Raw genomic sequence first — 23,953 nt, 5'->3', positions numbered from 1 at the left:
AAACATAGAGAATCATAAACTACTGAAATCGCTCAACTTAATTTTCGGTCGGGCTCTAATTGTGGGGGATTGCAAATGAAATCGGCCATGCTTTGGGCTTTCATCAGTACTGGTTGTGTTATGGCTACATCGACCGCCATCATATGGGTTCTCCTGATGTGGATGGGGGGGACGGTCGATCGCATCGTGCTTATGCTTTGTGTTGCCGTGCCGGTTGTGACGGCCTGCCCTGTCATGACCTATCTGTTCATTCTGCAGAACAGGCTCAAACGTTCCTATGAACATTTGCAGATTGTCTATAGCGAGTTGCAGGAGCGCTCGCGCATTGATCAGATGACGGGGGTGCTCAATCGGGAAAGCTTCTTCAACATGATGCGCAATGCGCGAGCAGAGGTGGAGGAAGGTGTCCTGCTGGCGATAGATGTTGATCATTTCAAGAGGATCAATGACACCTATGGCCATGCAGTGGGTGATCGTGCGCTGCGGCATATAGCCTTTATCTTGCAGAACTATACCAACAAGAATGGCATTGTCGGCCGGGTGGGCGGTGAGGAATTCTGCATTTACATTCCCCATGCCGATGCAGATGATGGCTATCAGTTTGCCCGGCATTTATGCGCCGAGGTGGAAAGAATCCCGCTCATCATATCTGAGCATGAAAACTATAGAATGACGATCAGCATTGGTGCCAGTCAGGCATTCAGCGGGGAAACCAACTCACAAGTTCTGCGCCGTGCCGACCGATGTCTGTACAAGGCCAAATCAGCCGGGCGCAATTGTGTGATCTTCGATCATCAAGAGGATTCTACAGGCAGGCTGGAGCGGCAGGAGCGTGTGCGATATGCCAATTGACGCCAATTCCGGCGCAAGTTCATTTTAATTGCGATTGCAGGATGATTTTCACGGGCTTCCATCAGTCCCAGGCAATGACGGTTTCTTCCGACCAGCTTACAGGGGAAAATCCCATTTTCTGGTAAAGCTGCAACGCGCGTGGGCTGTCCAGCGTATTGGTCTGAATGATGATTTTCTGCGGATCCTTCAACCACGCGGCCGAGACGGTTTCATGCAGGAAGAATTTGCCCAGTCCCCGTCCCTGATAGTCACACATCAGGCCGAAATGGAGGATTTCTGCCTGATGTGGTACGGCATAATCGGTTTCAGCAAAACCGACCGGGCAGCCATCGACATAGAGAATATGGATCTCGCATGTCTCGGCATGGATGGCTCTGACCAGTTCTTCATCGCTTTGCAGGCGCCGCATGGTCCAGTGATGTGGCCGGCCGACCTGCTCATAGAGATAGCGGTAGAAGTGAACGGGCGTGTTTGTTGCCCGCATGATGGCCAGACGCATGCCGACAGGCACTGGCGGGGTGAATGTCGGGCGTTGTGTCATTTCCAGACGCGTTACCCTGGTGTGCAAGATGCGTCCAGCCGTTTCAGCCATGCCCTATTCCGCTTCTCCTGTGACGACTGGGGTATCCTGTTTGCTGCCCCATTCGCTCCATGAGCCATCATAGAGGCGATTTGCCTTATGTCCAAGCGATGTGAGGGCAAGTGTGATCGCAGCAGCCGTGACGCCAGAGCCGCAGCTTGTGACGACAGGCTTGCCGAGATCAATGCCGGCTTCGGCAAATATCTTGCGCAGGGAATCGAGATCCTTGAGCTCGCCATTTTCCGACAGCAGTGTGACCGGGACATTGCGTGCGCCCGGCATGTGCCCCGAGCGCATGCCGGGACGCGGTTCGGGTTCCTGCCCGGTGAAACGGCCTGCAGAACGGGCATCGGCAATCTGGGCGCTGCGCTCGTCAACGATCTTGCGCATTTCGTCCAAGGAAACGACAGCCTGTTCATCAAAGGATGGAACAAAGAGTGACGGGGCAATTTTCGTCGGTGCGGAAGTGACAGGATAGCCAGCCTTTTTCCAGCCATCAAAACCGCCATCAAGCACATAGACCTCCTTTGCCCCCATGATACGGAACATCCACCACACGCGTGGGGCAGAAAACAGGCCCGGCCCGTCATAGACGACGATCGTATCCTTGGCACTGATGCCCATGGAGCCGACATGGCGGGCAAACAGGGCTGGCGAGGGCAGCGTATGCGGCAGGCCTGCCTCCTTGTCGGCAATCAGATCCTGGTCAAAGAAAACCGCACCGGGAATGTGGCTTGCCTGATATTCCGCGCGGCCATTGCGGCCTGCGGCAGGCAGGTACCAGGACGCATCTACAATCGCGAGCCCCGGCTTGCCAAGACGTTCCTTCAACCAGTCACGGGAGACGACATAAGCGCTTTTCTCAACCACGGGCCTGCTCCTTATGGTATTCCGTCCATTTCCTGATCTTATTGCGGCAGGTTACCGAAGCGAATACGGAAACGACGGTTTTCCCTGCCCTTTTTTTCAATCTTGCCGATGTGGATTGCGCCTACCTCGCCGGTGCTGGCCACATGCGTGCCGCCGCAGGGCTGTGAGTCGATTGCGCCATTTTCACCGATGAGGACAAGGCGAATGCGCCCTGAGCCGACCGGCGGGCGGACATTCTTCGACTTCACAATGTCCGGATTGGCGAGGAACTCCTCGTCACTGATCCACTTGATGGCAACCGGGGCATCGGCATTGACCAGCTCCATCAGTTTTTCTGTCACCATCTCCCTGGTATAGCTTGGGTCTGGCAGGTCAAAGTCAACCCGGCTTTCCTCCTCGCCGACTGCAGCGCCGGTAATCGGAAATGGGCAGACGACGGAAAGCAAATGGCAGGCAGTGTGCATGCGCATCAGTTTCAGCCGGCGCTCCCAGTCAATATGGAGCGCCAGTCTTTCGCCGATTTCGGGCAGGATGGCTCCTTCGGCGGGAAGATGGATGATTTCGTTCTTGTTTTCGCCGGTCACAGTCCCCGCAATGGCGATGCGGGAGCCATCTGCGCGTTCAAGATAGCCGGTATCGCCCGGCTGGCCGCCAGAGGTGGCGTAAAAGATCGTCCGATCAAGGATGATCCCGCCCGAATCCGTCATGGCCACAACCGTGCCCTCCGCTTCTTTCAGATAAGAATTGTCACGGAAAAGGGCTTCGGTTTCAAATGTCATGTCACGCCTCAAACGGTATTTCTATTTCTGTCTTCTTTTCCAGCCAGGCAGGAACCGGCAGGTTCTTTCCGCGCAGGAAGGTCGGATTGAACAGCTTGGACTGGTATCGATTACCATAATCGGCAAGCACTGTCACAATTGTATGGCCGGGTCCCAGATCTTTTGCCAGACGGATTGCGCCGGCAACATTGATGCCGGTGGAGCCACCAAGGCAAAGTCCCTCATGCTCGACCAGATCGAAGATCACTTCGAGCGCTTCGGCATCGGAAATGCGATAGGCAAAGTCTGGTCTGAAGCCTTCGAGATTGGCGGTAATGCGCCCCTGCCCGATGCCTTCAGTGATCGAATCGCCCTCTGACTTGAGCTCGCCCGTGGTGTAGTAGGAATAAAGCGCTGCACCATGAGGATCAGCCAGAGCAATCTTGATATCCGGATTGTGCGCCTTCAGGCCGATGGAGGTGCCAACCAGCGTGCCGCCAGAGCCGACGGCTGCAACAAAACCATCGATTCTGCCATTGGTGTCGCGCCAGATTTCCTGTGATGTGGTGGCAATATGCGCGTCACGATTGGCCGTATTGTCGAACTGGTTGGCCCAGATCGCACCATTGGGATCGGTCCTGGCCAATCGCTCAGCCAGACGGCCGGAAATGCGGATGTAATTGTTCGGGTTCCTGTATGGGGCGGCAGGCACTTCCAGAAGTTCGGCGCCAAGCAGGCGCAGCGCATCCTTCTTTTCCTGGCTCTGCGTTTCGGGAATGACAATGACCGTGCGATAGCCCAGCGCCTTGGCAACCAGGGTCAGGCCAATGCCTGTATTGCCGGCCGTGCCCTCCACAATGATGCCGCCCGGACGCAAGTCCCCACGCTTTTCCGCGTCGCGAATGATCGAAAGAGCGGCACGATCCTTGACTGACTGCCCCGGATTGAGAAATTCCGCCTTGCCATAAATGTCGCAGCCGGTGATTTCCGACGCTTTTTTCAGGCGGATCAATGGGGTATTGCCGATGGCTTCGAGCACCGAATTGAGCATGGCTGCTATCCTTTCTCTTTGCTGCGCAAATTAGGAGCAAGGCCCCTGCCCTTCAAGCAACTGTGGAATATTATTCCCGGCAAACGGGCAATCCGTTTTCCAATATGTAGTTTTAAAAAGAAAATCCGCCCTGAAAAGGCGGATTTCGGCAAATGTGTTTCCAAAGTCCGCTCAGGCTGCGGTCTGGTTGCCGCCAGAGCGGCGTTTGCGCCGGTACGGTCGTTTTGCCTTGGCGGCGGCTATGCTGGGGGCTTGAGACGACACACGTTGTTCGCCCGATTTCCGGGCAGGACGGCGATTTTTGCCTGGCTGCGATAGACCGCCACGGCGATGCTGTGCCGGCTCGCCTGTTCTGGCTTGCGTGCTTGCGGGTCTGGCTGCGGGGGCTGGTGCAAGCTTGATGGGTGCTTCGCATACGGGAAGCTTGCTGCGCGTGACCCGCTCCACGGCATGAAACTTGGCTTCTTCGGTTGCCGGATCATAAAGCGTGATCGACGCACCGCTTGCGCCATTGCGGCCGGTGCGACCGATGCGGTGGACGTAGGTTTCCGGTTCATCCGGCAGGTCGTAATTGACCACATGGCTGATGCCCGGCACGTCAATGCCGCGTGCAGCAATGTCGGTTGCAACCAGAATGCGCAGCGTGCCATCGCGAAAACCATTCAAGGCGCGTTGGCGGGCATTTTGCGACTTGTTGCCGTGGATGGCTGCGACCTGATAGCCATCGCGCTCCAGATGGCGCACGACTGCATCTGCGCCATGCTTGGTGCGGGTAAAGACAATCACCGACTGCATGTCCGGGTTGGTGAGCATGGCGGAGAGAAGACGGCGTTTTTCACGGGTGGGCACTGGATGCACGACCTGGCTGATTTCAGCCGCCGTGGTTCCCTGTGGTGCGACCTCGATGCGCACGGGATCACGCAGAAGCCGTTCGGCCAGGGCGGCGATTTCCTTGGGCATGGTGGCTGAAAACAGCGCAGTCTGGCGTTCGGCTCTGGTCGCCTTGGCAATGCGCTTGACGTCATGGATAAAGCCCATGTCAAGCATGCGGTCGGCTTCATCCAGCACAAGCCATCGCGTATGCGACAGATCAACATGACCTTCGCGCATGAGGTCGGTCAGACGCCCTGGCGTGGCAATCAGCACGTCAACGCCTGGGGCGATGCGCTTGATCTGTGTCAGCTTGGAGACACCGCCCAGCACAAGCGCGGTTGAAATATGGGCATTTTTCGACAGGTTGCGGATGGTCTGTTCGATCTGGACGGCAAGCTCGCGGGTCGGTGCAAGAATGAGTGCGCGCGCGCTTTTTGCCGGACGCCTGTCGCCGAGCCCGATGATCTTTTGCAGGATTGGCAGACTGAAGGCTGCCGTCTTGCCGGAGCCGGTCTGGGCAATGCCCAGAATATCCCGCCCCTCAAGCTGCGGCGGTATGGCTTCAATCTGGATCGGCTTGGGTTCAATCATGCCGATGGCATCAAGCGCCTTCAGAAGAATGCCCGTAATGCCCAGCGTGGCAAAACCGTTGGTTTTTTCTATAGTCAATTCAATCTCTTTCAGCACCATGCATGACATGGCGCGACATATGGTGATCAGGCGCAACCTGACCAAAAATTTCAATTATGAAACGACATGACGCCCAAAATTCAACCCGGACGACTTGCGCTGCCGTGCCTGATCCTGTCAGGCCCCGCAGGCCAATTGCGGCTGCGGCAAGACGCAACAAGTCCATCCAGGGAAAGCCAGATCGTGGTGCCCGGCCCATGCGCCAGTGTTGCTTATGGCCCCATTCGCGCGAAAATGCAAATCATTATATCAAGCCATGACGTAGCCTGTCAGAAGATGATGACTCATCTTGCAGGCAGAAAATGGTAAAACAAATTGCCGGTACCTTTGTGGTCAAATAAAGTAAAACATTTTTTCATGATGAATTTTTAATGTCATTTGTATTTCATTTCAGTTTATTTTCATATTAATATAAATAATTATATTCTTTATTTTATGATGGCAATATATGGTGGTATTTGATTTCGTTCATATATGGTATTGGCACGGCGCAACTCTCATTTTCATGGAATGGTGAATTAAAATGGTATTTCGTTTGCTGCATTATATTGGTGATATTATCGTAACGGGCTATCTGAATGGAATTTTCGGTGGCATCTTTCGCTAATGCCTAAAATAGCGGGCGATAACATCACAAGCCTGATGTATTTGCTACAATTTGAATGCCCGCTATAATCATTGTGGGAGGTCTAACCTCCCACAATGGTTTCCATGGACATCCGTCCGTGTCAAAGATTGGTCCGCGTCAGATGATGAAATCCGCCAGAACCTGATTGTCGGTAATGTCCTGATAAGACCAGCCTGCCTCGGCGAATTTCTTTTCCAGGGTTTTGAAATTGGCGGCATCCTTGGTTTCGATGCCAATCAGCACCGAGCCGAAATTGCGTGCCGATTTTTTCAGATATTCAAAACGGGCAATGTCATCATCCGGTCCAAGCAGGTCCAGGAAGGAACGCAGGGCACCCGGACGCTGCGGAAAGCGGAAGATGAAATATTTTTTCAGGCCTTCGAAGCGCAGCGCCCTTTCGCGTACATCTGGCAGGCGTTCGAAATCGAAATTGCCGCCTGAGACAACAATCACGATACGCTTGCCCCTGATTTCGCTCTTCTTGAAATCCTTGAGCGCGTCGATGCCAAGTGCGCCGGCTGGTTCCAGCACCACGCCTTCGACATTGAGCATTTCAACAATGGTCGCGCAGAGGCGATTTTCCGGAACCAATATGACAGAATCTTCCGGAAAGTGTTTGAGAATCCTGAAATTTTCTGCGCCGATCTGCGCCACGGCAGCGCCGTCGACAAAATTGTCGACATGAGCCAGCTTGATGCGCTTGCCTGCTTCGAGACTGCCCTTGAGGCTGGCCGCGCCTCTGGGTTCGACAAAGCGAAAGCTGGTCTTCCAGCCAAGATCACCAATATATTGCGCCACACCGCCGGACAGCCCGCCGCCGCCTACGGGCAGGATGATGAGATCGGGCGTTTTTCCGGCAAGCTGACGCTCGATTTCAAGCGCCACGGTCGCCTGCCCTTCTATGATGCGCGGATGGTCAAATGGCGGTACCATGAGACCGTGATTGTTTTCGGCAAATTCCTGCGAGGCAGCATAGCTGACGTCGAACGTATCGCCGATGAGACGGATTTCGATGAAATCGCCGCCAAAGGCGCGTGTCTTGTCGATCTTCTGCTGCGGCGTGGTTACCGGCATGAAGACCACGCCCTTGCGCTCGAAATGGCGGCAGACATAGGCAAAGCCCTGGGCATGGTTGCCGGCCGAGGCGCAGACAAAGACCGTTTCCGGGCCGGCATTCCGTACCGCTCGGGAAATGAAGTTGAAGGCACCGCGAATCTTGTACGAGCGCACCGGGGTGAGATCCTCGCGCTTGAGCCAGATTTCTGCGCCGTATTTGCGCGACAGGAAATCATTGCGCTGCAATGGTGTTTCGGCAAACAGGGCGCGCATGGCGTCTTCGGCTGCAACAACGGATTTGATGAATGAACTCATTGATCTGGCTTTCCGCAATAAGTCCTTGCCACAAGGTCTTGTTTCCGAGGCAAGGCAATCGGCCTGAGACAATTGATCGGTTTGATCGCTCCGGCTTTTGGCACTGGTCCAGAAATCTGAAAACCGGTGCAATTTTCATGAGGCTCGCCTAGCAGAAAAGCCGGACAAGAAAAAGCATGTCTGATGCCCTGTGGCAGGTTCTGGGCAGACAGTGGTTGCATGTTTCTATCAGTCATTTTGAAATTACAAGCAAATACAATGATAATAAGCCAGAAGCTGTTTCGCGTGGCCGGCAAAATATGCCTGTCGGTATGAGCAGTTGTAGAAAACTGATGCTTGCCCCATTGAATTTGCGATGCAAATCGTGACATAGAAACGTCAATGACGCGGTCGTGGCGAAACTGGTATACGCAACGGACTTAAAATCCGTCGCCTTTCAGGCTTGCGGGTTCAAGTCCCGCCGACCGCACCACCCTTCCTGCCTGTTCCAGCCTTGTACAACAGCGCATGCATGTCCCCATGCAAATCCGGTCTGGCGGAATGCGATATTTCTGCGTAAACCAGGCGCATCATAATGAGCAGTTTGAGGGCGGTCATGAATCAGAATTCTCCACAGACAGTCACAGCAGCCATGCTGGCCATTGGTGACGAGCTTCTGTCGGGCCGCACCAAGGACAGGAATATCGGCCATCTCGCCGACATGCTGACGGCGGCAGGCATTGATCTGAAGGAAGTGCGCATTGTCGGCGACGATGAGGAGGCGATCGTTGCTGCCGTCAATGCCTTGCGCAGCAAATATGATTATGTTTTCACCTCCGGCGGCATCGGACCGACCCATGACGACATTACGGCCGATGCCATCGCGAAAGCCTTTGGTGTGCCTTGTGTCTACGATGAAAAGGCGCTGCAGCTTCTGGCAGACAATTATGCGCGTCGCGGTCTGGAGTTCACGCCGTCGCGCAGGCGCATGGCACGGATGCCGCAGGGTTCTGTTCATATTGACAATCCCGTCTCCACGGCGCCGGGTTTTCAGATCGGCAATGTCTATGTGATGGCCGGCGTACCCTCCGTGTTTCAGGCCATGGTGGACAATGTCCTGCCGACCTTGCGGACGGGCAGCAAGGTCCTGTCGAAATCCGTGCGCTGCCATTTTGGCGAAGGCGTCATTGGCGAGCGGCTGGCGGCAATCCAGAAGAAAAATCTCGAAACGGTCATCGGCTCCTATCCGAAGTTTGAGGATGGCCGTTTCAGTACCGAACTGGTCGTGCGCGGGCGCGAAATGGACAAGATTGATATGGCGATCAGTGCCATTGAAGCGATGATCGCGGATCTGACGCAGGCAGGCGCGCGCTAGCAATTCAGATTTTTCCGGAAACGCCGATTGCCCTACCCCATTGTTTTTCGCAGTTCCGGACGGGAAACCGTTCCCGCTTTTCCCGGAACGGTGCAGGAACAGCGTTGCATGCGCCGCAAGGCCCCTGTCATTTCAAGTGTCTGCTCTCTCGAATGGACTAATCACGGCTTGCAATTTCTGTGCTATCCTCATCTGATATAGGGGGCAGCAGGAAACAGGCTTCAGAGGGAGTAGACGATCATGACCTTCAAGACCGTGATGGCCTATATGCGCAGTGAAGCTGAGCTGAAACGCGTGATGGCGACCGTTGAGCTGCTTGTAAAGACATTTCCCGACCTGCATTGCACCGGGCTTTATTCCATTCCCTCGCCGATTGCCTATGCCGAGCCGAACGGGTTTGTCGATCCGGGCATGTTCGAGATGCACGACAAACAGCATAAGGAGCGCAGTGAAAATCTGAAGCAGCTGTTTGAAGCCGGCATCAGCGCCATGGGTGTCAAGCATGAATTCCGCATTGTCCGTTCCGAGACGGGTACGGCTGCCGATGGCGTCATTGCTTCCTGTCTTGGTGCCGAGCTGCTCGTGGCTGGCCAGCCTGATCCGGATGATCCGGGTACAAATGATGAAACGGCGGAAACCATTGTGTTTCATGCCAGCTGTCCGGTTCTGCTCGTGCCCTATGCGCCAGCACTGGATGTGCAGTCCTTTGACCGGATTCTGGTTGCCTTCAACGGCAAGCGCGAGGCGTCTCGTGCGGCCCTTGATGCGTTGCCTTTCATGGAAAAGGCCGAGAGTACGGAAATCGTCTGGATCGATCCGCCGGAAAATGACGATGAAAATTCCAACGATGTCGCGCAGGATCTGGTGGCGACGCTTGGCCGTCATGGCGTTGATGCCAAACTCGTGTTGCTGACCTCGCATGGCAAGGCGGCGCACAGCGTGATGCGGGACTATCTGCTTGCCCAGCGCATGGATCTGCTGGTTCTTGGCGCTTTCAGCCATTCGCGTCTGCGCGAGCTGTTCTTTGGCGGCGTGACGCGTGCCATGCTTAGCTCATTGGCCATTCCGACCCTGTTTTCGCGCTGAAACCAGGGGCGGGATGCATCGCTCTTGCCATGATGAGAAAATTGCGTTTATCACAAACAAAACCATTCACATGAACGCATCTTCATTTGTCCTGATCCACGGTCGTGGGTCTTTACCGGAGCTTTTCAATGTCTTTGCCTGACAAAGCCTTCCCTGTTTCCTGGGATCAGTTTCACCGAGACGCCCGCGCCCTTGCCTGGCGAATCGCAGGGATGGATCGTGAATGGCGGGCAATCGTTGCGATCACGCGCGGTGGGCTGGTTCCGGCTGCCATCATCTGCCGTGAGCTTGGCATCCGCATGATCGAAACCGTCTGCGTTGCCTCCTATCATGACTATACGTCCCAAGGCGAAATGAAGGTACTCAAGGGGGTGACCGAGTCTCTGCTCGAAAATGAAGGCGAAGGCATTCTCGTTGTCGATGATCTGACAGATACCGGCAAGACGGCCTCGATCGTGCGCGCCATGATGCCCAGGGCGCATTTTGCCACGGTTTATGCCAAGCCGAAGGGCCGCCCCCTGGTTGATACTTTCATAACGGAAGTCTCGCAGGATACGTGGATCTATTTTCCCTGGGATATGGGTTTCACCTATCAGGAGCCGATTGCGCACGGCAAGCGCTCATAAATCACATGAAATGTAAATTGCGATGACATTCCTTGCGATGGCGGTCCATTTCTGCCGCAATCGCATTGTAACGTGGACAGCCGCGCAAGTTTGGTACCTCCAAGTTTGGTGCCTCTCTGCCTGGGGGCAAGCATTGGGCATGCGCCAGAAAGCCCGGACCTTTCAGCTCGGGTTGGGCTTGCAATAACGATCTGGAAATCCGGCTGTCAGGCCTTCCGTGCGTATCACCGATGAGAATTGGTGTTGCAATGGGCATTTGCATATTCAGGCAGTTGTCATTTTCGCGAATCGTTCCATCATCATGCTCAATAAAAATAATGAGGGAATAATTCGGTGAAGCGCCAATCTCTACAATCGGTTGCAACAGGAAAGCGCATTCTGACGCCTGCAGGCCGTCTGCAGCAGGTTGCCGCTCTCGTTCACCGATTTGATCAGGGCAAGCCGCAGGTTCTGGTGATCACCAGCCGTGGCACGGGGCGCTGGATCATCCCGAAAGGCTGGCCGATGGCTGGCCGTACGCTGGCAGAAGCTGCCCTGCAGGAGGCCTATGAGGAAGCCGGCATTCGCGGGCAAGTGTGTGATCAGCCCATCGGCAGCTACAATTACAGCAAGTTCGATCTTCCGCCGGAACGTATCAACCAGTTTACGGTTGCAGTCTTTGCCGTGCTGTTCGGGTCGCAGGCAAAGGATTGGCCGGAACGGGCACAGCGCAGTTTTGAATGGGTGTCACCCAGGGAAGCTGCCGCGCGGGTGGATGAGGCTGAGCTGAAAGAGATTCTGTGCCGCTTTGGTGATTCGGATCTGAGACTGGCGGCCGAGTGACGGCCGCTGGGTCTCCCTCGCCCACCCCATGTTTTGCCGCCACATGCCCCGTGCCTTCCCCTTTCGTGACTGAAGCGTGGCTTGCGGCATGCAAGGCCGGAAAACATGGATTTTTTTGATTATTTGGCTGTCATTATAAAAAGCCCACTTCTCCCCATTATCCACACAGGTCTCTAATACTCCCCATCTATATCTAGCGTGGTGCGGATTGTGCCGGTGAATTGCTTGACGACGTTGGGGATCTGTCTATTTATATCCTGAGCGTTGCGTAAGTGGGGTGGCGTTAGTTTCTCCGCCAGTTGGTTTCACGGATATATGGGTATTCATCGGGTTTTTGCACGAAAATGCGTGCAACAAGCCCATGGGTTTTCGTTGCCGGATGAGCGTCTGATGTAAAACGGCGGGCTAACAAAAAACGCTGCGTTAACGCAAGATTTAGTATTTACAGACATCTTGCTTACAAGATAGAGTATGCCCATTCTGCTGATACTGATCGCCAGGACAAATGGTGTGGAACATGTGAAATCTGCTGCACCAGGGCTTTCGGCTGATCCGGCAAAGGTAGAGAGGGATTACAGGGGCAACATCTCATGTCGGCCCCTTTTTCATGATCGTTTTTGCGGTCGGGGCGGGTAGTATGGTGGGCCTTTGCGCAAGCTTTGTGGCGGGCATGTCCGTGCTACTATATATAGAACGGTTTGGATGGGACAGATGAAGATCGAACGTCGCTTTACGAAAGAGAATCAGTCGGCTTACGCGGATATCGCGTTCCGCACTGCAGTTAGCGAGATCAAGAATCCCGATGGGTCTGTCGTGTTCCGTCAGGAAAATATCAATGTGCCGGCACAGTTCAGCCAGGTTGCGGCTGACATTCTGGCGCAGAAATATTTCCGCAAAGCCGGTGTGCCCGCGCGCCTGAAGAAGGTTGAGGAAAAAGGCGTTCCGTCCTGGTTGTGGCGCTCGGTGCCTGATGAGGAAGAGCTGGCGAAGCTGCCAGAAAATGAGCGCTATGGTGGTGAGACCGATGCCTGCCAGGTTTTCGATCGTCTGGCCGGTACCTGGACCTATTGGGGCTGGAAGGGCGGCTATTTCGATACCGAGGCCGATGCCCTCGCCTTCCGCGACGAGCTTGCCTATATGCTGGCGACCCAGCGCGTGGCGCCAAACAGCCCGCAATGGTTCAATACGGGTCTGCACTGGGCCTATGGCATTGATGGCCCTGGTCAGGGGCACTACTATGTTGACTGGCAGACCGGCAAGCTGACCAAGTCCAAATCCGCTTATGAGCATCCGCAGCCGCATGCCTGCTTCATCCAGTCTGTTGCCGACGATCTGGTCAATGAAGGCGGCATCATGGATCTGTGGGTGCGCGAAGCGCGCCTGTTCAAATATGGTTCGGGCACGGGTTCAAATTTCAGCCAGGTGCGCGGCGAAGGCGAAAAGCTTTCCGGCGGCGGCCGTTCTTCCGGCCTGATGAGCTTCCTGAAGATTGGCGACCGGGCTGCTGGCGCAATCAAGTCGGGCGGCACGACGCGCCGCGCGGCCAAGATGGTGGTGGTCGATATCGATCATCCGGACATCGAGGAATATATCGACTGGAAGGTGAAGGAAGAGCAGAAGGTTGCCGCTCTCGTCACCGGCTCGAAGATCGTCAAGCAGCATCTGACGGCCATCATGAAGGCCTGCGTCAATTGCGAGGCGGACAATGATGACTGCTTTGATCCGAACAAGAATCCGGCGCTGAAGCGCGAAATCAAGGCTGCCAAGAAAAATCAGGTTCCTGAAAACTATATCAAGCGCGTCATTCAGTTCGCGCGTCAGGGTTACAAGGACATCGAGTTCAAGACCTATGACACCGACTGGGATTCGGAAGCCTATCTCACCGTTTCCGGCCAGAATTCCAACAATTCGGTCTCGGTGAAGGATGAGTTCCTGCGTGCGGTTGAAAATGATGGCGAGTGGCATCTCACCGCGCGGCGCGACGGCAAGGTCATGAAGACGCTCAAGGCGCGCGATCTCTGGGAAAAGATCGGCTATGCCGCATGGGCATCGGCTGATCCGGGCCTGCATTTCAACACGACGATGAATGATTGGCACACCTGCCCTGCTGCAGGTCCGATTCGCGCCTCCAATCCGTGCTCGGAATACATGTTCCTTGATGACACGGCCTGCAATCTGGCCTCGATCAACCTGCTGAGCTATCGCAACAAGGATGGCTCGATCGATATCGACGCCTTTGAGCATACGGCACGCCTGTGGACGATCGTGCTGGAAATTTCGGTGATGATGGCGCAATTCCCGTCCAAGGAAATCGCCCGTCTTTCCTATGAATATCGCACGCTCGGCCTTGGCTATGCCAATATTGGCGGCTTGCTGATGACCTCCGGCATTCCGTATGACTCCGACAAGGGGCGTGCGCTTTGCGGTGCACTGACGGCAATCATGACGGGTGTTGCCTATGCAACCTCGGCGGAAATGGCGAAGGAACTGGGCGCTTTCCCGGGCTATGAGCCGAATGCCCAGCATATGCTGCGCGTCATCCGCAACCATCGCCGTGCGGCCTATGGCGAAACGCAGGGTTATGAAGGCCTGTCGGTCAATCCGGTTGCGCTGGTTGCGGCCGACTGCCCTGACCAGAAGCTGATTGAGCGCGCCCGCGCGGCCTGGGACAAGGCGCTGGAGCTTGGTGAAAAATACGGCTACCGCAACGCACAGGCCACCGTTATTGCCCCGACCGGCACGATCGGCCTGGTCATGGACTGCGATACGACCGGTATCGAGCCGGATTTTGCCCTGGTGAAGTTCAAGAAGCTTGCCGGTGGCGGCTATTTCAAGATCATCAATCGCGCTGTTCCGGAAGCCCTGCGCACACTCGGCTATCCGGAAAACCAGATTGCCGAGATCGAAGCCTATGCGGTCGGCCATGGCAATATCAATCAGGCACCGGGCATCAATCCGACCACGCTCAAGGCAAAGGGCTTCACTGACGAGAAGATCGAGGCCCTCAATGCCGCGCTGAAGAGTGCCTTCGACATCAAGTTTGCCTTCAATAAGTGGACGCTTGGCGAAGACTTCTGCAAGGATGTGCTGAAGCTGACCGACGAACAGCTCAACGATTTCTCGTTTGAAATGCTGCCGGCGCTGGGCTTCTCCAAGCAGGAAATCGAAGCGGCCAATATCCATGTTTGCGGTGCCATGACGCTGGAGGGCGCCCCTTACCTCAAGGAAGAGCACTATCCCGTGTTCGATTGCGCCAATCCGTGCGGCAAGATCGGCAAACGTTATCTCTCGGTTGAAAGCCATATCCGCATGATGGCGGCAGCCCAGCCGTTCATTTCGGGTGCGATCTCCAAGACGATCAATATGCCGAATGAAGCGACCGTCGAGGACTGCAAGAATGCCTATATGCTGTCCTGGAAGCTGGCGCTGAAGGCCAATGCGCTTTACCGCGATGGTTCCAAGCTGTCGCAGCCGCTCAATGCCTCGCTCATTGCCGATGATGACGATGATGATGCGATGGATGCGTTGCTTGAAGCGCCTGCTGCAGCACGTACGGTTCAGGTTACCGAACGTGTCGTTGAAAAGGTCGTGGAAAAGATCGTACATGGCCGCGAAAAGCTGCCGAACCGTCGTCAGGGCTATACCCAGAAGGCGATTGTCGGTGGTCACAAGGTCTACCTGCGCACAGGCGAATTTGGCGATGGTCGCCTCGGTGAAATCTTCATCGATATGCATAAGGAAGGCGCTGCCTTCCGCGCAATGATGAACAATTTTGCCATCGCCGTCTCGCTCGGCCTGCAATATGGCGTGCCGCTGGAGGAATTTGTCGAGGCCTTTACCTTCACCAAGTTCGAGCCGGCTGGCATCGTGATCGGCAATGATGCCATTAAGAGTGCGACGTCGATCATCGACTATGTATTCCGTGAACTGGCCGTGTCCTATCTTGGCCGCAACGACCTTGCCCATGTCGACACCAGCGATTTCTCCAATACGGCGCTGGGCAAGGGTATCAAGGAAGGCAAGACCAATCTGATTTCGACCGGCTGGACGCGCGGCTACAAGCCGACGCTGGTGCCCAATGTAAGCGACGCCAAGAGCGCGACCAGCTCGGCACCGCAGGCTTCCAATGTCACGACGCTGAAATCCTCATCGACCGGAAATCGTTCAGCCACGATTGGCCTTGTCACCGACGGCGCAACCGCCTTCAAGCGGGATTATGAGGAGCCTGTACAGGAAGCAAAACCATCGCCGACCGACCTGTTCTCGGACAAGGCGGCAGCGGATGCAGCGTCCGCACGCTCAGAGGCCAGTGTGGCCAAGCAGCTTGAAGCTGACCGCCGCATGAAGTCGATGATGCAGGGTTATACGGGCGACAGCTGCTCGGAATGCCAGAATTTCACCATGGTGCGCAATGGCACCTGTCTCAAGTGCGATACCTGTGGTGCAACAAGCGGCTGCAGCTGATCCGTTGATGCTTTCCATGAAAAAGCCCGCCTGAAAGCGGGCTTTTTCATGGGCTCAAGTACGGGCATTTTGAAAGGGAGCCTTGCCCTTTATTGTCCCTGAAAGAACTTGCCATAATCCTGCAGGGCCTTGATGCGCGCCTCGATAATGGCGGCACGGCAGGCCGGGAAATTGATCGCCTGCCCCTCACGTCCCCAGTCACCATTGGCGTAGAATTTGCACGAATCTTCCTTGAACTTGTTCCAGGAACGCTGCTCATTGAGAAGATCGCTCTTGGTTGCGCCGTCGGTCTGCCTGTAAACCTTTTTCCAGACTTCATTGAGCTTGTTGTCTGCGCGTTGCAGCCACTGGGCTCCGCAGGTGGCATAATCCGCATTGGTGGTGTTCGATTGGTTGATACAGCGGTCATAAAGACCGTCGGCGAGCGAAGGAGTTGCAAACAGTGCAAAAGCTGTAAAAATGCAAAGTTTTCTCATCCGTTTCTTCCTCAGTATGCGGGCATCTGTTTAAGTAATACATAACATCATAAGAAAAAGCCCGCCAGAGGCGGGCTTATTGATCATAAATTATTCTTCAGGCGGAGAATATCTGGCGGCGTTGCTTCCAGCGTCAGGCGGGCGATGGCTTCATCAAGCGACATCGATTCCTGATCGCGCGAGCCAAGACGACGCATGTTGACGGTCTTTTCTTCCGCTTCGCGCTTGCCGCAGACCAGAATGACCGGAATCTTCTGCAGCGAATGTTCGCGCACCTTGTAGTTGATCTTTTCATTGCGCAGATCGGTTGTCACCTGCAGACCGGCGGCCTTCAGTTTTGCTGCGGCTTCCCGGGCATAGTCATCGGCATCCGATGTGATCGTGGCAATGACGACCTGAACCGGCGCAAACCACAGCGGCATGTGGCCGGCAAAGTGCTCGATCAGAATGCCGAGGAAGCGTTCCATCGAGCCGCAGATGGCGCGATGGATCATGACCGGCTGGCGCTTTTCCGATTCATGATCGATATAGAAGGCGCCAAAACGTTCCGGCAGGTTGAAATCGACCTGCGTCGTACCGCACTGCCATTCACGGCCAATGGCATCCTTTAGCGTATATTCGAATTTCGGGCCGTAGAAGGCCCCCTCGCCCGGCAGAATGCCGGTCCTGATATTGGGCGACTTTTCCTTGATCTGCTCCAGAACCTTCAGCATCACGCTTTCGGCGCGATCCCATAGCTCGTCCGAACCGACACGCTTGTCCGGACGGGTCGAGAGCTTGATGGTGATGTCCTCGAAGCCGAAATCCTTGTAGACAGACAGGATCAGGTCGTTGATGCGCAGGCATTCATCGGCCATCTGCTCGTCTGTGCAGAAAATATGGGCGTCATCCTGCGTGAAGCCGCGCACGCGCATCAGGCCATGCAGCGCGCCCGAAGGCTCATAGCGGTGGACATTGCCGAATTCGGCAAGCTTGATTGGCAAGTCGCGATAAGACTTCAGGCCGTGCTTGAAGATCTGCACATGGCCCGGGCAGTTCATCGGCTTCAGCGCGAAGACGCGGTCATCCTCATTGTCATCCGAGGCGACCGTGACCTTGAACATATTGTCACGATACCAGCCCCAGTGGCCGGACGTCTCCCACAGCGACTTGTCGAGCACCTGTGGCGCATTGACTTCCTGATAGCCGTGGCTGTCGAGGCGGCGGCGCATATAGCTTACCAGTGTCTGGAACATTTTCCAGCCCTTGGCATGCCAGAACACGACGCCCGGACCTTCTTCCTGGAAATGGAACAGATCCATTTCACGGCCAAGGCGGCGATGGTCGCGCTTTTCGGCCTCTTCAAGCATGTTGAGATAGGCCTGAAGATCATTTTCATTGGCAAAAGCCGTGCCGTAAATGCGGGTGAGCATCGGATTGTTGGAATCACCACGCCAATAGGCGCCGGCAACCTTCATCAGCTTGAAGGCCGTGCCGATCTGGCCGGTCGAGGCCATGTGCGGGCCACGGCAGAGATCAAACCAGTCACCCTGATAATAGATCTTGAGGTCCTGGCCTTCGGGAATGGCGTCCACCAGTTCGACCTTGTAGGACTCGCCCTTTTCGGCAAAAACCTGTTTTGCCTTTTCGCGCGACCAGATTTCCTTGGTGAAAGGCTTGTTGCGCTGGATGATCTCACGCATCTTCTTTTCAATGACCGGCAGGTCATCCGGCGTGAAGGGCTCATTGCGCGCAAAGTCGTAATAGAAACCGTTTTCGATAACTGGGCCGATGGTAACCTGTGTGCCGGGGAAAAGTTCCTGCACGGCTTCCGCCAGAACGTGGGCGCAGTCATGACGGATCAGTTCCAGCGCGCGCGGATCATCGCGCGTCAGGATCTCGACCTTGCCGGAAGCACCAAGCGGATCGGAAAGATCGCGCACGACACCATCGACGGCATAGGCAACCGCCTTCTTGGCCAGCGATTTGGAAATGGATTCCGCCAGTTCCGCACCAGTCATCGATGCTGCATAATCGCGCACCGAACCATCCGGAAATTGCATGGAGACAGTATTCGACATTCTATTCACCTCATCCAGTCCCGCCAACGATTGCGGGTGGTTCAATTTCAAAGCGACATTACCAACGGCACGAAACCCAACGGCAATGAAAGCTCGACAACGGTTTGACGTGTAAAAACACAAATGTGTCGGATGGCTTGCTCATAATCCCTTTTGGCCGCGCCGTAAAGCATTGCAAGGAATGGCAACACTGATAGGTGCAAGCCTCAAGCGACGCGATCAGCCCTTGATCGGGAGGCAATCAATATCATGCTGTTTCAGCTTGCTGCAGGCATTGGCTGCGGCCTGTTGATCACGCAGGCCGGAATAACGCACATTGAACAGGCGCTTGCGGCCACGCTGCTGCGTGATTTCTCCCTTCGCGCCGGGAACGATTTTCTGCACGATATCCGCATAGGCTTCCTGCATGCTTCTTGCCTTTGCCTCGGTGCTGGCAACGCCAACCTGAATGCGCCAGGCCGAACGGCCGGTTGCGACCGGCAGGCCGCCATCGCCCTGTTCGATCGAGTCGTCGGGCATGACGTCATTGCCCGGATTGGCCCAGGCCAGGACGGGAGTTTCTGTTGCGGCAGCCAGAGTGGCTGCTCCTTCACCGCCTTCGCTGATACGGGCCAGAACATGCGCAGCGGCAACCGGTGCGGCGGGCATGGCTGCAATCGGGACTTGCCCTGCTTCCTGTCTGGTGATCGAGGCAACGGGCTGATTGTCGGTTGCCAGCAATTCGCCGGTTCCTTCGGTCTCGGTGCTGTATTTGGTCAGAAGCTTGGCCATCTGGTTGTCGCGTTCACGCGAGGAACCTGCCCCCAGCACAACGCCGACGAGATGCCGGTTGTTCAGGATGGCGGAAGACACCAGATTGTAACCGGATACATCCGTATAGCCGGTCTTGATGCCATCCACGCCCTGATAGCGATACATCAGATTGTTATGGCCATTGAGCGGGCGGCCCTGCACTTCGGTCGAACGCTGCGAGAACAGATGGTAATATTCCGGAAAATCGCGGCGCAATGCCATGCCAAGAACAGCCATGTCGCGCGCGGTGGTCAGTTGCGTCTGCGATGCGGTCAGACCGGATGGATTGACGAAGAACGTGCTTTTCATGCCGAGCTTGCGGGCGCGCTGTGTCATCAGGCGGCCAAAACCCTTTTCCGTTCCGGCCAGATATTCGCCCATGACGGTTGCCGCATCATTGGCTGAAATGACGATCATGCTGTTGATGGCGTCGCGCACGGTCAGGGTCGAACCGGGACGCAGACCAAGCTTCATCCTGACCTTGGAGGCGGCATTCTTTGATACCGGCATTGGCTCATCCCAGTGAAGCTTGCCGGTCTTGAGCGCCTCGAAGGCCAGATAAAGCGTCATCATTTTGGCAAGTGAGGCTGGGGCGCGCTGCAAATTGGCATCTTCCTGCCCCAGTATCCGGCCGGTATCGGCATCGAATACAACCCACGATGTCTTTGCCTGCGCGACAGTTGTCGTCAGGGCAACCGCACCCAACGCCAGAGAGGCAAAGCAAAGCGGAAGCAGTGAGGATGATTTGGGCATTTCAACTCGCAATATGGAAGCAATCACCAGACAGCCGAAACTGTCGGAGGATCACTCTTCAATCGTGACGTTCTGGATCATTCCTGGCACAGGATCTGCGCCAGCCGGGAATTCGACATGGAGTCCAATTGAGACTCAATCATGGCAAGTCGCAATTGACCATGTCTTTCCCGCATAAAAGACAAATATCCTTAACAATAAATGACCATATTTTAATTTTCTCCGGTCTGCCTGTCCGGGGTGAGATTCCAGAAACGCCAGGGCAAATACCAGCGTGCGCGGGCTGGCAGGATGCGTGGGACAGGATCAAAACCATGCGTGCCCAGGGGGCCGCAGCGCATGACGCGAAAAAGGCCCATCCAGCCGCCATTCCACAGGCCATGGCGGGCGATCGCCTCATAGGCATATTCCGAACAGGTCGGCAGATGACGGCAGGAATTGCCGATGAAGGATGACAATGTGAGCTGGTAAAGCCGGATCAGTGCAGTGCCCAACAGCCGCCCCGGAGTCCTTCGCCACGGGTCGGTAAAATTGCGCGTATGGCGCCTTTTGTGCTGCTGAGGCCTTTCGGCATGATTCTCACCACAGGAACACATCAGGCAACCTTTGATTTTTCCTCGATCTGGCGCACGCAATCGGCAACCGCTTCAAAGGTCAGCAACGTTGAGGCATGTCTGGCCTTGTAATCGCGCACGGGTTCGAAATAGCGCATGTCGGCAAAGCGCCCTTCCGGTGGTGGGCCATTTTCCTTCAGCATGCGGGTGACGATATCCCGCAGTGCTTTCAGCTCCTCCCCGCTTGCGCCAATGATGTTGTTTGCCATCACCGATGATGATGCCTGCCCCAGCGCGCAGGCCTTTACCTCGTGGGCAAAATCAATGACGACGCCATTCTGCATCTTCAGGTAAACCGTTACCCTTGATCCGCAAAGTTTTGAATGTCTGGTTGCAATGGCATCGGCATCCTCAAGGTGGCCAAGGCGCCCGAGATTGCCGGCAAATGCCAGAATTTTGCGATTGTAGATGTCATCAATCATCGGTAATCACTGATCCAGCCCCGAAAATGACGAAAATGTCATCCCGCGCCTGTTTGAAGTTGAAATTTGAGAACTATATAGTAGTTAAGTGCCCGTTACACCATGGGGGTAATTCTGTGGTGTAAGGGCATATTCAATCCGGCAGCCCGGTCTGCAGGATCAATACAACGTCCGCTTATCAAGCTTATCGCTGTATTGTCCGTTCAACTCGTCTCCTCCGTGAAGGAGACTACTGGAGAATACGATGGACGCTCGTATCATCAATCATGACAATTCGTCTCGCCTGCGAGCTGACAAGTTTGTAAGCGTGACTGATGAACAGGCCCGCCCAAGCCGCGAGGAAGCAGAAGCTGCCGTTCGCACCCTGCTGCGCTGGATTGGCGAAGATCCGGAACGGGAGGGGCTGCTCGATACGCCAAGCCGTGTCGCCAAGGCTTACTCCGAGCTCTTCAGCGGCTATCATGAAAATCCGGAAGATGTTCTCGGCACGACATTCGAGGAAGTTGCCGGCTATAATGATCTGGTGTTGGTGCGCGATATTTCGTTCTTCTCGCATTGTGAACACCATATGGTGCCGATCATTGGCAAGGCACATGTCGCCTATCTGCCGGATGGAAAGGTGGTCGGTCTGTCGAAAATTGCCCGCGTGGTTGAAATTTTTGCCCGCCGCCTGCAGACGCAGGAAAGCATTACCGCCCAAGTTGCCAACAGCATTCAGCGCATCCTCAAGCCGCGCGGCGTTGCCGTGCTCATTGAAGCAGAACATATGTGCATGGCGATGCGTGGCATCCAGAAGCAGGGTTCCAGCACCCTGACCACCACCTTCACCGGCGCGTTCAATGAACAACCTGAATTGCAGGCCCGTTTCATGACCATGATACGCACCTGATCTGCCGGATTGCCACGATGGATATTTTTCCTGCCCAGCCCAAAGACAAGAAGGCCGTTGAAGAAGGCAGCATTTTCATGCCGCGCTTTGATGCGGCCGGCCTGATTACCGCAGTTGTCACCGATGCGCGCGATGGTGAATTGCTGATGGTCGCGCACATGAATGCCGAAGCTCTCAGACTGACGCTTGAGACCGGCATTGCCCATTACTGGTCGCGCTCGCGCAATACGCTATGGAAGAAGGGCGAGACCTCCGGCAATCTGCAAAGCGTAGTCGAAATACGCACAGACTGCGATCAGGATGCACTGTGGCTGAAGGTGCGCGTGGCCGGCGATGGTCCGACCTGCCATACAGAGCGCCGTTCCTGTTTCTATCGCAGGGTGACGGCCGCAAATGGCAATATCAACCTCGTCGCGGATGAAGCAGATAACTGACAGCTGCGCATTTCGTCTTATTGCCATAAAGTAGCAATTCGCACAGCATCATTCCCACAAGAATTCTGTATCATTACGCCGGTCGATCTGCAGATTGACCGGAACGGTGCACTTGTGGGAGGAACATGCCGTGATGCTGACATGGGGCGCAAGACACAAGGCTGCAAAAAAGCCAGATGCGGGGTCTGACACACAGACCATACTGGAGCTGCCCAAGCCGGAAGCGCGGCCACGCAGGATTGCACTGGCGCTGGGTGGGGGAGCTGCACGCGGCTGGGCGCACATTGGCGTCCTGCGTGCGCTCGATGAAGCAGGTATTGAAATCGAAATGATTGCCGGCACCTCCATTGGCGCGCTGGTTGGCGGCTGCTATCTGGCAGGAAAGCTCGATGAGCTGGAGGAATTTGCGCGTGGGCTGACGCGCCGGCGCATGTTCAATCTGCTTGATATTACCTTGCGAGGCAGCGGCCTGTTTGGCGGCATGAAACTCGATGCGCGTCTGCGCGAACATCTGAATGGCACAAAGATCGAAGATCTCGACCGGCCTTTCGTGGCAGTGTGTACGGAACTGCGCACGGGGCATGAAATCTGGCTGTCGAGCGGGCCGCTCATTGAGGCGATGCGGGCTTCCTACGCCCTGCCCGGCGTGTTTGAGCCGGTACGCTGGGACGGGCGCGTCCTGGTTGATGGCGCGCTGGTCAATCCGGTACCCGTCTCGGTCTGCCGCGCCTATGAGCAGCGGCTCGTGCTGGCGGTCAATCTGCATTATGACCAGTTCGGCCGCGCTGCCGTGATCAAGCATTCAACCTTGCGCGATGAAACCAATCTCGGTGCGGCACGCAGTGAGAAAGAAGAGCGTCTTGGCATTACCGGCGTGATGATGGAAGCCTTCAACATCATTCAGGATCGAATCTCGCGCGCACGCATGGCGGGCGATCCGCCCGATGTTTCCATCATGCCCATGGTCGGCCATATCGGGCTTGCCGATTTTCACCTTGCTGCAGAAGCCATTGATGCAGGCTACCAGGAAGCAACCAAGCGACTTGAGGACATCAGGCGGTTGCAGACGATCGGATTCTGATTCTGCTGGGAATCAGGGCTGTCTGATTTGCAGACCGGAAACACGATTCGTATTGTGTTTTGTGTTCTTCCGGCCCCAACGGCCTGATCTTCTCCGCAGGAGGGCGCTGAAAACACAAGCGCCGTCAGGCCGAACCTATTGAAAAAGCCCGCAAATCCGGGATTTTGTTTTTTCACGCCGATGCCTGGCCGAATTTTTTCACATTCTTTTCCAAAAAGATTGATCTTCTTTGCAGATGGGGCTTGTGCTGCCCGAACCGATTTGCTACATGCCCACTCGCCGAAGCAATTCGGCTTCTACCACGGGCGGTCGTGGCGGAATTGGTAGACGCGCAGCGTTGAGGTCGCTGTGGGGCAACCCGTGGAAGTTCGAGTCTTCTCGACCGCACCATTCTTTCCAAAGAGATT

21 protein-coding genes and 2 tRNA genes are annotated in these 23,953 nt (G+C 55.5%); 12 read left to right on the top strand and 11 right to left on the bottom strand.

Features of this window, described 5'->3' with window-relative positions:
- Positions 1 to 120 precede the first annotated feature (120 nt).
- Positions 121 to 852, top strand: coding sequence for a GGDEF domain-containing protein (locus ACFO1V_RS07520; protein ID WP_374832504.1), 732 nt, complete (start codon positions 121 to 123; stop codon positions 850 to 852).
- 61 nt (positions 853 to 913) lie between these two features.
- Here ACFO1V_RS07520 and ACFO1V_RS07515 read toward each other — a convergent pair whose 3' ends face one another.
- From ACFO1V_RS07515 to ilvA, 6 genes are all read right to left on the bottom strand, one after another.
- The gene (locus ACFO1V_RS07515; RefSeq protein WP_374832506.1) at positions 914 to 1,444 is read right to left on the bottom strand and encodes a GNAT family N-acetyltransferase; all 531 of its coding nucleotides are present in this window, start codon (positions 1,442 to 1,444) and stop codon (positions 914 to 916) included.
- Positions 1,445 to 1,447: 3 nt separating this feature from the next.
- Positions 1,448 to 2,302 carry a 3-mercaptopyruvate sulfurtransferase gene (gene sseA / locus ACFO1V_RS07510; RefSeq protein WP_374832508.1) on the bottom strand — a complete coding sequence of 285 codons (855 nt, stop codon included), beginning with the start codon at positions 2,300 to 2,302 and terminating at the stop codon, positions 1,448 to 1,450.
- A 38-nt stretch (positions 2,303 to 2,340) separates the two neighbouring features.
- A complete protein-coding gene (locus ACFO1V_RS07505) occupies positions 2,341 to 3,081 on the bottom strand; it encodes an alanyl-tRNA editing protein (protein WP_374832510.1) in 741 nt (246 codons plus the stop codon).
- A gap of 1 nt (position 3,082) precedes the next feature.
- Positions 3,083 to 4,111 carry a cysteine synthase A gene (locus ACFO1V_RS07500; RefSeq protein WP_374832512.1) on the bottom strand — a complete coding sequence of 343 codons (1,029 nt, stop codon included), beginning with the start codon at positions 4,109 to 4,111 and terminating at the stop codon, positions 3,083 to 3,085.
- A 171-nt stretch (positions 4,112 to 4,282) separates the two neighbouring features.
- Positions 4,283 to 5,674 (bottom strand): DEAD/DEAH box helicase, encoded by a 1,392-nt coding sequence (locus ACFO1V_RS07495; RefSeq protein WP_374832602.1) that lies wholly within the window; start codon positions 5,672 to 5,674, stop codon positions 4,283 to 4,285.
- Between the two features lie 745 nt (positions 5,675 to 6,419).
- Complete coding sequence (gene ilvA, locus ACFO1V_RS07490) at positions 6,420 to 7,673, bottom strand: threonine ammonia-lyase IlvA (protein WP_374832514.1); 1,254 nt, start codon at positions 7,671 to 7,673, stop codon at positions 6,420 to 6,422.
- 176 nt (positions 7,674 to 7,849) lie between these two features.
- On the opposite strand from ilvA, the gene ACFO1V_RS07485 reads away from it, so the two are divergent.
- The 7 genes from ACFO1V_RS07485 to ACFO1V_RS07455 all read left to right on the top strand — a co-directional run bounded on the left by ACFO1V_RS07485 (position 7,850) and on the right by ACFO1V_RS07455 (position 16,025).
- Entirely contained in the window at positions 7,850 to 8,041 is a 192-nt protein-coding gene (locus ACFO1V_RS07485; protein WP_374832516.1) for a hypothetical protein, read from the top strand.
- 18 nt (positions 8,042 to 8,059) lie between these two features.
- Positions 8,060 to 8,145: transfer RNA gene (locus tag ACFO1V_RS07480), tRNA-Leu, on the top strand.
- A gap of 123 nt (positions 8,146 to 8,268) precedes the next feature.
- The gene (locus tag ACFO1V_RS07475) at positions 8,269 to 9,027 is read left to right on the top strand and encodes a competence/damage-inducible protein A (RefSeq protein WP_374832518.1); all 759 of its coding nucleotides are present in this window, start codon (positions 8,269 to 8,271) and stop codon (positions 9,025 to 9,027) included.
- A gap of 240 nt (positions 9,028 to 9,267) precedes the next feature.
- Entirely contained in the window at positions 9,268 to 10,113 is an 846-nt protein-coding gene (locus ACFO1V_RS07470) for a universal stress protein (protein ID WP_374832520.1), read from the top strand.
- A 128-nt stretch (positions 10,114 to 10,241) separates the two neighbouring features.
- A complete protein-coding gene (gene gpt / locus ACFO1V_RS07465) occupies positions 10,242 to 10,739 on the top strand; it encodes a xanthine phosphoribosyltransferase (protein ID WP_374832522.1) in 498 nt (165 codons plus the stop codon).
- A gap of 333 nt (positions 10,740 to 11,072) precedes the next feature.
- Positions 11,073 to 11,561, top strand: a complete 489-nt coding sequence (locus tag ACFO1V_RS07460; RefSeq protein WP_374832524.1) for an NUDIX hydrolase — start codon at positions 11,073 to 11,075, stop codon at positions 11,559 to 11,561.
- A 711-nt stretch (positions 11,562 to 12,272) separates the two neighbouring features.
- Positions 12,273 to 16,025 carry a vitamin B12-dependent ribonucleotide reductase gene (locus tag ACFO1V_RS07455; protein WP_374832526.1) on the top strand — a complete coding sequence of 1,251 codons (3,753 nt, stop codon included), beginning with the start codon at positions 12,273 to 12,275 and terminating at the stop codon, positions 16,023 to 16,025.
- Positions 16,026 to 16,114: 89 nt separating this feature from the next.
- Here the strand turns inward: ACFO1V_RS07455 and ACFO1V_RS07450 are convergent, their stop codons facing one another.
- From ACFO1V_RS07450 to ACFO1V_RS07430, 5 genes are all read right to left on the bottom strand, one after another.
- A complete protein-coding gene (locus tag ACFO1V_RS07450; RefSeq protein WP_374832528.1) occupies positions 16,115 to 16,501 on the bottom strand; it encodes a lysozyme inhibitor LprI family protein in 387 nt (128 codons plus the stop codon).
- 83 nt (positions 16,502 to 16,584) lie between these two features.
- Positions 16,585 to 18,561, bottom strand: a complete 1,977-nt coding sequence (thrS, locus tag ACFO1V_RS07445; protein ID WP_374832530.1) for a threonine--tRNA ligase — start codon at positions 18,559 to 18,561, stop codon at positions 16,585 to 16,587.
- A gap of 219 nt (positions 18,562 to 18,780) precedes the next feature.
- Entirely contained in the window at positions 18,781 to 20,106 is a 1,326-nt protein-coding gene (locus ACFO1V_RS07440; protein ID WP_374832532.1) for a D-alanyl-D-alanine carboxypeptidase, read from the bottom strand.
- Between the two features lie 212 nt (positions 20,107 to 20,318).
- Entirely contained in the window at positions 20,319 to 20,702 is a 384-nt protein-coding gene (gene yidD / locus ACFO1V_RS07435; RefSeq protein WP_374832534.1) for a membrane protein insertion efficiency factor YidD, read from the bottom strand.
- Positions 20,702 to 21,142, bottom strand: coding sequence for an iron-sulfur cluster assembly scaffold protein (locus ACFO1V_RS07430; RefSeq protein ID WP_374832536.1), 441 nt, complete (start codon positions 21,140 to 21,142; stop codon positions 20,702 to 20,704). The genes yidD and ACFO1V_RS07430 overlap by 1 nt, the downstream gene beginning before the upstream one ends.
- A gap of 244 nt (positions 21,143 to 21,386) precedes the next feature.
- Here ACFO1V_RS07430 and folE point away from each other — a divergent pair, with 244 nt between their 5' ends.
- The 4 genes from folE (at position 21,387) to ACFO1V_RS07410 (ending at position 23,936) form a co-directional block, all read left to right on the top strand.
- Positions 21,387 to 22,031: a GTP cyclohydrolase I FolE gene (gene folE, locus ACFO1V_RS07425; RefSeq protein WP_374832538.1), complete on the top strand. Its 645-nt coding sequence runs from the start codon at positions 21,387 to 21,389 to the stop codon at positions 22,029 to 22,031.
- 17 nt (positions 22,032 to 22,048) lie between these two features.
- Complete coding sequence (hisI, locus tag ACFO1V_RS07420) at positions 22,049 to 22,465, top strand: phosphoribosyl-AMP cyclohydrolase (protein ID WP_374832540.1); 417 nt, start codon at positions 22,049 to 22,051, stop codon at positions 22,463 to 22,465.
- A 133-nt stretch (positions 22,466 to 22,598) separates the two neighbouring features.
- Positions 22,599 to 23,546, top strand: a complete 948-nt coding sequence (locus tag ACFO1V_RS07415; RefSeq protein ID WP_374832604.1) for a patatin-like phospholipase family protein — start codon at positions 22,599 to 22,601, stop codon at positions 23,544 to 23,546.
- 305 nt (positions 23,547 to 23,851) lie between these two features.
- Positions 23,852 to 23,936: transfer RNA gene (locus ACFO1V_RS07410), tRNA-Leu, on the top strand.
- Positions 23,937 to 23,953 lie beyond the last annotated feature (17 nt).

Origin of the sequence: Daeguia caeni, assembly GCF_042653845.1 — a bacterium.
GTDB classification, from domain to species: domain Bacteria; phylum Pseudomonadota; class Alphaproteobacteria; order Rhizobiales; family Rhizobiaceae; genus Brucella; species Brucella caeni.
The sequence above is the reverse complement of the archived record's forward strand: the minus strand, read 5'-3'. Positions and strand labels throughout refer to the sequence as shown.